Here is a 13,871-nt window from a genome sequence, read left to right as displayed (position 1 = left end):
AGGAGTGTGGTAAAAATGAAGAGTTTAAAAGGAACAAAAACAGCTGAAAATTTAATGAAGTCTTTCGCAGGTGAATGTCAAGCTAGAACAAGATACACATATTATGCAAGCGTAGCCAAGAAAGAAGGATATGTCCAAATTTCAAACATATTTATGGAAACTGCTGAACAAGAAAGAGAACATGCAAAGAGATTTTATAGTTTCTTAAAGGATGAATTAGCAGGTGAAGCTATAGAAATTAACGCTGGATATCCAGTAGCATTATATAATGAAACAGCTAAGAACTTAAAAGCTGCAGCAGCAGGAGAAAATGAAGAGTGGACTCAACTTTATCCAGAATTTGCAAGAGTAGCTAGAGAAGAAGGATTCCCAGGAATTGCTATAGCTTATGAAAGAATTATTGAAGTAGAAAATATGCATGAAAAGAGATATAATAAATTACTTAAGAATGTAGAAGAAGGAAAAGTATTCAAAAAAGATGAAGTAGTTCTATGGAAGTGTGGTAACTGTGGATATATTTTTGAAGGAGAAGAAGCTCCAGAAGTTTGTCCAGCATGTTTACATCCAAAAGCATATTTCGAAGTATTCTCAGAAAATTATTAATAGACAAGCAAGGCTTAAGAGTATATCTCTTAAGCTTTTTAATTTATAATATCTTATTTATGAATTATAAGACTACATATTATTTAATGTATTATATAATATGTAGTCTTATTTTTCTTTAGGAAATTACACTGATATACTTTTTATTTGAAATAATATTATATAATGTACTTTAATGTATAATAATTATATAAATAAAACCGAAAGGGGAATAGTATGTTTAATTCCTTAAAGAAAAAGTTTAAAAAATTATATATTTTTTTAGTTTTGATTATAGTTTTTATAGGTGTAGTATCTACTTTGAATGCAGAAAGATTAAGAATTTCTATAGATGGTATGATTAGTAATAGCTATAAAAGTATTAATTCAACAAATGGAATGATTGATGCTATTAATAATCAAAATAGAGCAATACTAATTTATCTTCAAGGTAATAAAGAAGAAGCAATAGATATATTTCATAGTAATGATGATGAATTTTATAAATGGCTTTATATTGAAAAAAGCAATATAACAGAGCAGGGGGAAGAAGAGCTTGTAGATAAAGTAAATATTGAGTATATTCAATTTAGTAAATTATTTTCATCTTTACAGGATTATAGTAATGGTCAAAATCATGATGAGCTAGTTAACTTTTATCAAGAAAAGATATCTCCCCAAGTATTAGTAGTAATTGAAAATTTAAAAACTTTATCAAAATTAAATGAAAATAGTATGTACATTAATCAAGATTTAATTAAGACTAGAATAGGAGAATCTATATATTTTATATTTTCTATATCTTTAATAGGTGCTATAGTTTGTGCAGTTATATCAATAGTATTAACAAATAGATTTTTTAAACCTATAAATTTATTAGTTGATTCTATAAAAGATCCAATATTATTTTTAGATAAAAATAATAAGATAAAATTTATTAATGATGATGGTAAGAAATTATTAGGAATAGAAAATATTAATTATGAAAATAAAAATTTCTTAGATGTTTTAAATTTGCCAGAAGTATATAATTTTATAAAGGATCCAATAAAAAATGAAGGCTTAAATAAGATTATAGAGTTGAATTTTAATAATAAGAGGTACTATTTTAATTTAACTATATCAGTTTTTAAAGGAAAAGATAATGAAGTAGAAGGAATAGTATTAATATTGAAGGATATAACTAATTTGAAAGAATTAGAGGTAGTTAAGAAAAATTTTGTTGGAACAATATCTCATGAATTAAAAACTCCTTTAACCTCAATTATGATGGGAATTGGGCTTATTAATAATAAAAGTATTGGAAAGTTAAATGATAAGCAGCAAAATATAGTTGACACGATAGAAGAGGATGTACAAAATTTAAATGATTTAGTATCAAATTTATTAAAAATATCAGAGATACAAGCAAATAAGGATAATTTTAATATTAAAAATAATGATATAAATAAAATAATGGAAGAGGTTTTGATGAATTTTGAACATCAAGCTAAGGAAAAGCATATTTCTTTAGAACTAAATTTAAAGGAAAAGCTCCCGTATATAATGATAGATAAAGAAAAGATAAAATGGGTATTAAATAATTTGATTTCTAATGCTATTAGATATACTGATTCGGGAATGGTTAAATTAGATGGAAGTTTTGATGAAGAAAAAATATATATATCTGTAACAGATACGGGTAGAGGTATACCAAAAGAATATTTAAAAAAAGTATTTGAAAGATTTGTTAGAGTTGAAGAATTTGAAATTCCAGAAGAGAGTACAGGGTTAGGACTTGCTATAGCAAAAGAAATAGTTGAAATACATGGAGGAAAGATCTGGTGTGAAAGTAAGGTAGGGGTAGGAAGTAAATTTATTTTTACAATTCCATTATATTTGAATAAACTTTAGGGAGTTGATTTTGATGAAGAAGGTTTTAGTAATAGATGATACAAAAAACATAAGAATGTTATTAAGCACTTGTTTAGAACTTAGGGGATATAGTGTAATAACAGCTGATAATGGTATAGAAGCATTAAAAATTATAAAAAATCCAGAAGAAGTTGTAGATTTAATTTTTTTAGATGTTAGAATGCCAGAAATTAGTGGAACAGAAGTTTTAAAAGTTATTAAGGAAGAGAGAGCAGAATGTCCAGTAGTAATTATGACGGCTTTTGCTACAGTGAAAAATGCAATAGAATGTACAAAATTAGGGGCATTAGTATATCTGCAGAAACCTTTCTCACCAGATAGAATTAATCTTGTTTTAGATGAAATTGAAAGGAAAGAGGATAGTAAAGAGTTACATAAATCTTCTATAGATATATTAGAGAAGGTAAGAGGATTATTAAAGGATAGCAATAATGCCTTAGAAGCCCATGAATTATTGAAAAGGGCTATTGGTAGAGATCCATATAATAAGGACATATATTTATTAATAAGTAAGGTCAATAAGATATTAGGTAATATTGAGGAAGCAATAAGGTTTGAAAAGATATATGAATTGTTTTAAATATATATTAATTTAATGTTTAATATGTTTTATATTTAGTGTAACTAAGATATAATTTATATATTAACAAATTTATATAATTGGGAGGGAAGAATTATGTTTTTAAAAGAATTAAATAAAGATGAAGCAATGTGTTTTTTGAATTTAGTATCAATTTTTGCTAAAGTTGATAACAAGTTTGCAAAGGAAGAAAAAGTATTAGTAGATGAATATAGAGAAGAGCTAGGGATACATAGCGAAGAAATAACAACTATAGAATATGATGAAATAATAAATATACTTAAGGAATCATCAGATAGATCAAAAAAAATTATTTACTTTGAGCTAGTTGGATTAGCACTAGTAGATGGAGAATATGAAGATGAAGAAATTGATTTTTTAGAAAAAATTGCAGCTGAATTTAATATAACTAGAGCAAAGAAATTTGCAATAGCTAATTATTTTTACAATTTCAAAGACGTATATGATTTTACAACAGTAGATGCTGATAATAATATTGAACTATTAAAGAATCAAGCAGAAGCAATCATAAATTAAATATATTGAATTAAAGAAATTTTAATGGGCAAAATAACACCAAAATAGGATGTGTTATATGAATGATAAAATGATAATATGCTTGGAGGTTTACCTGTAAATACAAATAGAGAGGTTCCAACTCCTAATATTAATTCACAATCAATAATTGCTCTAGTTGAATAATAAAGAAAAAAATATAGTGGGATATGCGATTAAGCATATCCCAATTTTACTTTTTAGAAAATCAAAGTTACCAATAAGTTATTGATAACTTTAATATGTGGATAAGTGAAGAATGGTATGTTAAAATTGTGGAAAGTTATCCACAAAATGTGGACAAGTTCGAAAAACTGTTGAAAACTTTCAAAAACATATTGACACAATATATATGTACTGAATATACGTTTGTAACAATATGATGATTTTTGATGAAGGATAGTAGTATATGGTGCATGGATTAAAATGATAAAAATTCTATTTTTATACATAAGGATAAAGTTATTCACAGTTTGGACAGAATGTGGATAAAAACTGTGGATAATGTTACAATTATAATGGAAATATAGTAAAAATAGTATGTTTAGAAAAACAGCCTGTGGAAAACTTTTTTATTATTAGTGGATAATTAGAAAATATTTAGAGAAAAATGTAGAAAAACCTAAGAATTTTAAAAAGGAGAAACAAAATGAAATTTGATAAAAATATTTTTGAAGGGATATTTATAAGTAGACCTAATAGATTTAATGCAAAAGTATCACTTAATGGTGAAGAAATAGTTGTTCATGTACCTAATACAGGTAGATGTAGGGAAATATTAATGGAAGGAACAAAGATCTTCTTAAGAGAGGAGTTAAATCCAACTAGAAAGACTAAGTATGATTTAATTGCAGCAATGAAGGGTGATGTTCTAATAAATATTGATTCGCAAATTCCAAATAAGGTAGTTAATGAAGCTTTAGAAAATAAAAAAATTGAAACTTTACATAAATATAGTAAAATAAACAGAGAAAAGACTTTTGGGAAAAGTAGATTTGACTTCAAATTATCTACAGAGAATGAAGAGGAAATTTATTATTTAGAAGTTAAGGGAGTAACTTTAGAAGATAAAGGGCATTGTAAGTTCCCTGATGCACCTACAGAAAGGGGAGCAAAGCATATTTTAGAACTAATTGAAGCAAAGAAGCAGGGATACGGGGCTGGAATTTTATTTTTAATTCAATTAGATAATGTTAAATCCTTTTCGCCTAATGATATAACAGATCCTGAATTTAGTAATGCTCTAAGATTGGCTAAAGATAGTGGCGTTGATATAATGGCATATAATTGCATTGTTGAAAAAAATTCAATTGAATTGAATAAAGTAGTTGATATAATATTGTAATTAATAAAGTTTTAATAGTTAAGAGGTGGAATATGAAGTATAAGTTTTGTCCTATATGTGGAAGGGGTTTAGAAGAAAAATATAGCTGGGATGAGGGGGGAGTACCGTATTGTTCTCATGATGATATTATGTTCTTTGATACTCCTAAGCCGTGTATTATGGTAGCAATCTTGAAAGAAGATGAGATATTATTATTAAAGCAAAGTTATATATATGAAAATTCTAAGGTTTTATTATCAGGGTATGTTGGACATAATGAAACAGCTGAGGAGGCAGTGTATAGGGAGGTTAAAGAAGAAGCTGGAATAGAAATTAAAAATATTAGATATTTAGGCTCGGATTTTGTACTAGATAAAGAAATATTAATGATAACATTTATGGCTGATTTTGTTTCGGGGGAAGTTAATAAATCAGCAGAAGTAGAAGGAATTGGATGGACAAAACTTTCTAATGCCTTAGAAGAAATGAAGGAAGATATTATTGGAACAAAAGTTGTTGAAAAAGTTTTAGAATTAAAAGTGTGTTAGAATAAAAAATATATCTTGTATAAAAGCTATTCTATAAGTAATTTTTATAGATAGTCTATTATAAGTTGAGATTAATAAAAATAAAAGAATAGATTATTTATTTTCAGCGTTGTAAAAAGTTAATATTTTTATAGTAGAGTATTTAAACTCCAACTAATATAAAATAAATTAGTTGGAGTTTATAATTTATATATAAAATATGTATATTCTATAGAGTGCATTTTATTTTCTAGAATTATAATCTTTTCTATATTTTTTAGGGGTAATTCCTTTGATCTTTTTAAACGCTTTTATAAAATAGCTTAAGTCATTAAAACCACAACTAAAAGCAATATCTGTAACTGAAAGGTTTGTAGTAGTTAATTTATTACAAGCAATTTCTATTCTATAGTAATTAAGATATTCAATAGGAGTTTTTTTTATCATTCTATAAAAAAATCTACATAAATATTTAGTGGACATTCCTGCTGCTTTAGATAAATCATCAAGAGTAATATCCGATGAATAAGAAGTTTCTATAAGATTAATAGCTTTCTTAAATTTTAATATTTGAGATTGTTTTAACTTAGTGACGTTATTATATGAATAAAAATTATTTTTTATTATTAATCCTAATAATTCGTAAAGCTTACCTTGAACTATAAACTCATATCCTGAATATTTCTGATTTATAGCATCAAATAAATCACATGTAATATCATGTATTTCAATATTTTTTTTTGAAAAAAAGTCATTAATTATTAATGTATGATCAATTATTTCAGATATTATTTTCTTACATATATTATTATCTTTTAAAATAAAATTAATATCAAAAACAATACATTCATAGATACAATTACTAGGATTTCCACCGTGCAAAACACCATCATGAATTAAAATTACATCTCCTGCTTGAGCAAATAATTCTTTCTCATCTAATAAGAGTGTAAATGTTCCTTCTAATATTCTTATTATTTCATACTCGATATGCCAATGATAAGGCATCATATAGTTGATATGGTTTTCGTCTACATGATAAAACTCTATTGGAAAATCAAATGTACCTCTTTGTTTATTTTCTTTAAAATCTAAATATTTCATAAATCTCCTAAAAGTGAATATTGTTATATTTTATGTCAATTATAGCACAAGTAATGTGAAGAAAACAGCTATATAATAACATTAAGAAAAACATAGGAGGGATACAATGTTTAATAATAGATTAATTGGTGATTATCCTGTTATTGGTATAAGACCTACCATAGATGGGAGAAGAGGAGTATTAAAGGTAAGGGAATCTCTTGAAGAACAAACTATGAGTATGGCAGAAGCCACAGCGGATCTTTTTAGAAATAATTTAAAGTATTCTAATGGAGAGCCTGTAAAGGTTATAATAGCTGATACAACAATAGGCGGAGTAGGAGAAGCAGCTGCTTGTGCTAATAAATTTAAAAAGGAAGGTGTAGATATAACATTAACAGTGACCCCTTGCTGGTGCTATGGATCAGAAACAATGGATATGGATCCTATGACTATTAAAGGTGTATGGGGATTTAACGGAACAGAGAGACCAGGAGCAGTTTATTTAGCAGCAGTTTTAGCAGCACATGCACAAAAGGGGTTACCTGCGTTTGGAATATATGGACATGATGTTCAAGAATCAGATGAAAAGGAAATACCAGAAGATGTTAAAGAGAAGTTGCTTAGATTTGGAAGAGCAGCAATAGCTGTAGCAACAATGAGAGGAAAATCATATCTTCAAATTGGATCTATATGTATGGGAATAGCAGGTTCAATTATTAATACTGATTTCTTTGAAAAGTATCTAGGTATGAGAGTGGAGTCAGTTGATGAGGTTGAAATAATTCGTAGAATGACAGAAGGAATTTATGATGAAAAAGAATATAATGAAGCTTTAAAATGGGTAAAGTCTAATTGTAAACAAGGTTTTGATAAAAATCCAGAAAGAATTCAAAAATCTGAAGAAGAAAAAGAAAAGGATTTAGAATTTGTAGTTAAGATGATGTGCATAATAAAGGATTTATATAATGGAAATCCGAATCTTCCTAAAGGGTGTGAAGAGGAAATGATTGGACATAATGCTATTGCAGGAGGTTTCCAAGGACAAAGACAATGGACCGATTTCTATCCGAATTGTGATTTTGCCGAGTCTCTTTTAAACTCTTCTTTTGATTGGGAGGGCGCAAGAGAAGCTTATATACTTGGTACAGAAAATGATACTTTAAATGCTGTAAGTATGCTATTTGGAAAGCTATTAACAAATACAGCTCAAATTTTTGCTGATGTTAGAACTTTCTGGAGTCCTGAAGCAATAAAAAAAGCTACAGGATATGAATTAGAAGGTATGGCTAAAGAGTCGGGAGGAATAATTCATTTAATAAATTCTGGAGCTGCTTGTTTAGATGCTTGTGGAAAGATAAAAGATAGCAATGGAAATTCTGTTATGAAACCATTTTGGGAAATGACGACAGAGGACCAAAAAGCATGTCTTGATGCAACAACATGGAATGCTGCTGATACTGGATATTTCCGTGGCGGTGGATTCTCATCAAGATTTATAACTGAAGCAGAAATGCCTGTTACTATGGCAAGATTAAATATTGTACAAGGGTTAGGACCAGTATTACAGTTAGTTGAAGGATATACAGTAAAACTTCCGGATGAAGTATCAGATATTCTTTGGAAAAGGACAGATTACACTTGGCCATGTACATGGTTTACACCAATACTAACAGGAAAAGCTCCATTTAAATCTACTTATGATGTAATGAATAATTGGGGAGCAAATCATGGAGCAATAAGTTATGGACATATTGGTGCTGATTTAATTACATTATGTTCAATGTTAAGAATTCCTGTATGTATGCATAATGTTTCAGAGGACAAAATATTTAGACCGGCATCATGGAATGCTTTTGGATCAGATAAGGAAGGTCAAGATTATAGAGCTTGCGCAGCATACGGTCCAATGTATAGATAAAAGGTGATAGGAGTGCTTTAATATGGGTAAAGAGGACAAAGTTCTTGCATTTGATTTAGGTGGATCTAGTGGTAGAGCAGTTATTGGAATTTTTGATGGAAATAAAATTAAATTAAAGGAAATTCATCGCTTTTCTAATGATCCTGTGACAGTAAACGGAACTATGTATTGGGATATTTTAAGATTATTCTATGAAATTAAGCAAGGGTTATTAAAAGCAAAAAAATATGGAAAAATTAATAGCATAGGGATAGATACATGGGGAGTAGATTTTGGGCTTATAGATAAAGAGGGTAGATTAGTAGAAAATCCAGTTCATTATAGGGATAAAAGAACTAAGGGAATAATGGAGAAAAGCTTTGAAAAAATAGATAAAAAAGAATTCTACAAAATAACTGGAAATGAATTTATGGAAATAAACACTGCTTTTCAATTATTGTATTTAGTTGAAAATAGAAGAGAGTTAATAGAACGTGCAGATAAAATGTTGTTTATACCAGATTTATTTAATTATTTTTTATCAGGAGTGAAATCTACAGAATATTCAATTGCATCTACTAGTCAATTACTTAATATTAATAAATGCGTTTGGTCAGATAGGGTTATTTCAGCTTTAGGAATACCAGAAAATATACTGCCTGATATTATAGAGACAGGAAATAAAATAGGAGAGTTAAAAGATGAAATTTGTGAAGAATTAGGAATAGAAAAAACTAACGTAGTTTCTATTGCAAGCCATGATACAGAAAGTGCATTACTTTCTGTATTAGCACAAGAAGAAGATTATATATTTATAAGCTGTGGAACTTGGTCGCTATTTGGAACTGAATTAAAAAAGCCTATGATAAGTGAAAAATCAAGTCAATATAATATAACGAATGAAGTTGGATATAATAAAAAGTACTTTTTTCTAAAAAACATAATTGGATTATGGCTTATTCAAGAAAGTAGAAGACAGTGGATTAAAGAAGGAAAAGAATTTGATTTTGGTGAATTAGAAAAAATGGCAAAGGAAGCAAAGCCTATGAAGTGCTTTATAGATACTGATGCAGAGGAATTCATGTCAGAAGGTAATATACCTAAAAAAATACAGGAATTTTGTATTAGAACTAAGCAAGAAGTTCCTGAGACAGTTGGAGAAATTGTTAGATGTATAAATGAAAGTTTAGCATTTAAATATAGATATTCTTTAGATCAAATAAAAGATTGTACAAATAAATTATATAAAAATATATATATGATTGGAGGCGGAGTTCAAAGTAGTTTATTATGTCAATTAACAGCTAATGTATGCAATTGTAATGTTGTTGCAGGACCAATTGAAGCAACAACAATTGGAAATATAACTTTACAGTTGTTAGCTGACAATAAGATAGATAGTTTGAAAGAAGCTAAGGATATAATAAGAAATTCTCAAGATACTAAAAATTATTATCCAGAAAATGATGATGCTTGGGAAAAATCATATAAAAAATTTAAAAATATTATTAGAAAATAAATTTATTGACTAGGAGGAAATTTTAATGAAACACATGGAAATAAGGGAACAAATTTGTGATGTTTGCCATAAGATGTGGCAATTAGGTTGGGTAGCAGCAAATGATGGTAACGTATCTGTTAAGCTTGATGATGGAACATTTTTAGTTACGCCAACTGGAATTAGCAAAAGCTTTATAACTCCAGAAAAGATACTTCAAATAAATAGTGATGGTGATATAATAGAAGCCTCAGAAGGATACAAACCATCTTCAGAAATAAAAATGCATTTGCGTTGTTACACTGAAAGAGATGATGTTAGGGCTGTAGTACATGCTCATCCACCAACTGCAACAGGTTTTGCTGTAGCACATTTAGATTTAGATAGATATACAATGATTGAAACAGTTGTATCATTAGGATCAATTCCTATTACGCCATATGGAACACCTTCTACTTCGGAGGTACCAGATTCAATTGCACCTTATTTATCAGAGCATGATGCAGTACTTCTAGAAAATCATGGAGCATTAACTGTAGGATCAGATTTAATTAATGCATATTACAAGATGGAAACTTTGGAACTTTTTGCGAAGATAAGTCTAACAGCTCATCTATTAGGTGGAGAAAAGGAAATATCAAGAGAAAATATAGATAGACTTATTGGAATGAGAAAAGATTATGGAATAACAGGGAGACATCCTGGGTTTAAAAGATATAGGAAATAGGTATTATAAATTTAAGATAATTAGAAATGATTATCTTAAATTTATTTTTTTTATATGCCGTGCTATAATATTTTATAAAATAGTAATTATTGTAATTATAAAGAATAATTAGTATAAAAATGTATTAATTTTATTAAATAATATAAATAACAACTTTGGTGGGGTGCTATATTTGAAGAATGAAGATAAAATAAGGATGGTTATATCAACTTTAAGTAAAGATATTGTAAATAAAGGCGGAAAAGGAGTTACAGCACAAGATATAAGTGAGGTATTAGGAATAAAAAGAAATGTTATAAGTCACTTTCTTAATAAAATGGTTGAAGAAGGAACTGTTATAAAGACAAGAACAAGACCTGTTTATTTTTTATATAAAGAAGTGGCAGAGTCATTAAATACAAATAAATTAGATTTAGAAGAAGATGTATTTAAAAAACTTATAGGCAGCAATGGAAGCTTAGCAGAAGCCGTGGAAGAATGTAAATCTGCAACATTATATCCTAACAATGGATTACCAATACTATTAACTGGTAGTAGTGGTGTTGGAAAAAGCTTTATGGCTAAACTTATATATGAGTATGCGAAATCTAAAAAAGTTATAAAAGAAGATGCTAAGTTAATAACTTTTAATTGTGCAGAGTATTCTAATAATAAAGAATTATTATCTTCAAAGTTATTTGGATATGTAAAAGGTGCTTTTACAGGAGCAGATATAGACTCAAAAGGAATAATTGAAGAAGCTGAAAATGGATATTTATTTCTTGATGAAATTCATAGATTATCACCAGAAGGACAAGAAAAATTATTTTTATTACTTGATAAAGGGATTTTTAATAGAGTTGGTGAAAATGGAAGTGTTAGAAAAAGTAATGTTAGGCTAATATTTGCAACAACTGAGAAATTAGATAAATTTTTAATTGATACTTTCATAAGAAGAATACCAATAATTATTAACTTGCCTAATGTAAATTGTAGACCTATTGATGAAAGAATAGAGCTTATAAAGAGATTTTATAAAGAAGAAAGAGATATATTAGGGAAAAATATAATTGTTGATGAGAAAGTTATTAATATTTTATTAGCTATGAATTCTATTGGAAATGTTGGAGCTCTTAAAAATGCAGTTAAATATAGTTGTGCAAGTAGCTTTATGAAAAATATATATGGCGATGTTATAGTTGAAGTTAAACATTTACCTAAGAATATAGTTAACTTAAAAGAAGTAAAAAGTATTTATAATTTAAAAAATATGTATATTACTGAAGGAGATAATACATTTGATGAAGTATCAAAGTTTGAAACAGAAAAAACATACAATAAATATATTAGCTATATGGATGAAATATACGAAGAAACTGAAAAGTATGAAGAAAATTTAATAAGCTCTGAAGAATATAAAAAAATATTAAGTGTGAAATTGAATAAAATAGATTCAATTTTTATTGAAGCAAGTGGTAATTTAGATAATAGTACAGGATTTAATGTTTTAATAAATACAATTGAAATAGCTTTAAAGGATTTAGAAAACAAATATGGAATGAAATTTTATAAAAATACAGCAAGAGCAATAGGAAATATCTTTATATTTTTTAAGAATAATAAAAATGCAAATAACATGGGGATTGTTTCAATTGAAGAAAGTATATTAAAAATAATAAAATCTAAAAATTTTAAATATAATTATATAGCAAAAAAATTTTTGGAAAATATTAAACAGAGTATAGGGATAAGCTTTGGTATAAATGAAGAAACATATATTAGTTTATATATTTTTTTACTTATAAAAACAAATCATTTGAGTGACATAGATGCGTTTATAGTAGCACATGGTCAATCAACAGCAACAAGTATAGCAAGTGCTGTAAACCAATTATTAGGTCAATTTATATTTAAGTCTTTTGATATGCCTATATATATGAAGCCACAAGAAATAATAGAAGATATAAAAAGTTATATCAAGAATTTTACTAATAGTAGTGGAATAATATTTTTGGTTGATATGGGATCATTATTTGAAATACATTCAAGTGTTAAGGAAATTTTAGATAGTGAAGTAGCAGTAATTAATAATATTAGTACTCAGTTAGCACTAGGTGTTGGAGAGATGATAATAAAGGGTGATGGAATAAAAGAAATAATAGATAAAACAGTAAAAAATACAAAGATAAGTTATAAATATTTTGAAAGTAAGGAAAAAGAAAAGGCTATTATAACTAGTTGTGCAACTGGGATTGGTGTGGCAAATAAGTTAAAAGATATAGTAAAGGGATGCATAGATGATAAATCGATAAAAGTAATTTCATACGATTTCTTTAAATTAAAAAATAATGGTATGAGTGATCCTATATTTGATGAATATGATGTACAGTTAATTATAAGTACGTTAGATTTAACAATATCAGGTGTTGAAGTTTTAAAATTAAATGATTGTTTAAAGAATGATGGAGAAGCAAAACTAAGGGCATGTTTCAAAAAATTAGTTAAGAATAAAAGCATAGATGCTATAATAAATGAATTAATAAAATTACTATCTCTTCAAAATATAATAAGCAGAATGATTATTTTAAATCCTAAAAAAGTAATTGATGATGTAGAAAGAATAATTAATATAATAGAGAATCAATTAGAAATAAAATTAAATAGTGATTTAAGATTAAGTCTATTTATACATACAGCAATAATGATAGAAAGAGTTGTATTAGATAAAAATTCAAAAATTGAAGATGATACAATATGTGTAAAATATGATAAAAATCAATTTGAGATTTTAAAAAATATTTTAGAAAATGAATTGAAGGAGTATTCCATATCTATACCTGCGAATGAAATTGCATTAATGTTAGGGATTATAAATTTTAAATATTCATAAAGTTACTTATATGTAATACACAAAAAAGAATTAGCACGAGTTTTGCTGATTCTTTTTTGTCTTTTCAAAGATTTATGGAAAATAATATATTAAATTAAATAAAACTATGACACAAAATTAGTAAAACTATGACACAAACTTTTTGTAATATTATTTTAAAGAATGCCAAAGCAGTAAATAAGCCAATTATAAAGAAATTATAGTATTTTGAAAAGCGTTACAGAAATTGGCATAGATATTGCTCTATAAATAAATGAGAAATTAAAATAAAACACATAAAAATAGCAATAATTTAGTAAATAAAAAAAGAAG

The 13,871-nt window shown here is 27.0% G+C and carries 11 protein-coding genes; 10 read left to right on the top strand and 1 reads right to left on the bottom strand.

Annotation, left to right across the window (positions count from 1 at the left end; translation table 11 throughout):
• Positions 1–15 precede the first annotated feature (15 nt).
• The 6 genes from rbr (at position 16) to ACQPVP_RS14725 (ending at position 5,503) form a co-directional block, all read left to right on the top strand.
• Positions 16–603 carry a rubrerythrin gene (gene rbr, locus ACQPVP_RS14750; RefSeq protein WP_430842783.1) on the top strand — a complete coding sequence of 196 codons (588 nt, stop codon included), beginning with the start codon at positions 16–18 and terminating at the stop codon, positions 601–603.
• Positions 604–819: 216 nt separating this feature from the next.
• The gene (locus ACQPVP_RS14745) at positions 820–2,475 is read left to right on the top strand and encodes an ATP-binding protein (protein WP_430851204.1); all 1,656 of its coding nucleotides are present in this window, start codon (positions 820–822) and stop codon (positions 2,473–2,475) included.
• Positions 2,476–2,488: 13 nt separating this feature from the next.
• A complete protein-coding gene (locus ACQPVP_RS14740; RefSeq protein WP_430851203.1) occupies positions 2,489–3,076 on the top strand; it encodes a response regulator in 588 nt (195 codons plus the stop codon).
• A gap of 96 nt (positions 3,077–3,172) precedes the next feature.
• Positions 3,173–3,613, top strand: a complete 441-nt coding sequence (locus tag ACQPVP_RS14735; RefSeq protein WP_430851202.1) for a hypothetical protein — start codon at positions 3,173–3,175, stop codon at positions 3,611–3,613.
• Between the two features lie 667 nt (positions 3,614–4,280).
• Positions 4,281–4,976: a DNA/RNA nuclease SfsA gene (sfsA, locus tag ACQPVP_RS14730; protein WP_430851201.1), complete on the top strand. Its 696-nt coding sequence runs from the start codon at positions 4,281–4,283 to the stop codon at positions 4,974–4,976.
• Positions 4,977–5,008: 32 nt separating this feature from the next.
• Complete coding sequence (locus tag ACQPVP_RS14725) at positions 5,009–5,503, top strand: NAD(+) diphosphatase (RefSeq protein ID WP_430851200.1); 495 nt, start codon at positions 5,009–5,011, stop codon at positions 5,501–5,503.
• Positions 5,504–5,725: 222 nt separating this feature from the next.
• Here the strand turns inward: ACQPVP_RS14725 and ACQPVP_RS14720 are convergent, their stop codons facing one another.
• Entirely contained in the window at positions 5,726–6,586 is an 861-nt protein-coding gene (locus ACQPVP_RS14720) for an AraC family transcriptional regulator (RefSeq protein WP_430851199.1), read from the bottom strand.
• Between the two features lie 106 nt (positions 6,587–6,692).
• Here ACQPVP_RS14720 and ACQPVP_RS14715 point away from each other — a divergent pair, with 106 nt between their 5' ends.
• The 4 genes from ACQPVP_RS14715 to ACQPVP_RS14700 all read left to right on the top strand — a co-directional run bounded on the left by ACQPVP_RS14715 (position 6,693) and on the right by ACQPVP_RS14700 (position 13,559).
• Positions 6,693–8,486 carry an L-fucose isomerase gene (locus tag ACQPVP_RS14715; RefSeq protein WP_430851198.1) on the top strand — a complete coding sequence of 598 codons (1,794 nt, stop codon included), beginning with the start codon at positions 6,693–6,695 and terminating at the stop codon, positions 8,484–8,486.
• A 22-nt stretch (positions 8,487–8,508) separates the two neighbouring features.
• Positions 8,509–9,984 (top strand): rhamnulokinase, encoded by a 1,476-nt coding sequence (locus ACQPVP_RS14710; RefSeq protein WP_430851197.1) that lies wholly within the window; start codon positions 8,509–8,511, stop codon positions 9,982–9,984.
• 25 nt (positions 9,985–10,009) lie between these two features.
• A complete protein-coding gene (locus ACQPVP_RS14705; RefSeq protein WP_430851196.1) occupies positions 10,010–10,690 on the top strand; it encodes a class II aldolase/adducin family protein in 681 nt (226 codons plus the stop codon).
• Between the two features lie 172 nt (positions 10,691–10,862).
• Positions 10,863–13,559 (top strand): sigma 54-interacting transcriptional regulator, encoded by a 2,697-nt coding sequence (locus tag ACQPVP_RS14700; protein WP_430851195.1) that lies wholly within the window; start codon positions 10,863–10,865, stop codon positions 13,557–13,559.
• The last annotated feature ends 312 nt before the right edge of the window (positions 13,560–13,871 follow it).

It is taken from the genome of Clostridium nigeriense, assembly GCF_050585265.1.
GTDB classification, from domain to species: Bacteria; Bacillota; Clostridia; order Clostridiales; family Clostridiaceae; genus Clostridium; species Clostridium nigeriense_B.
Note: the sequence above shows the minus strand (reverse complement) of the source record. Positions and strands in the feature narration are given on the sequence as shown.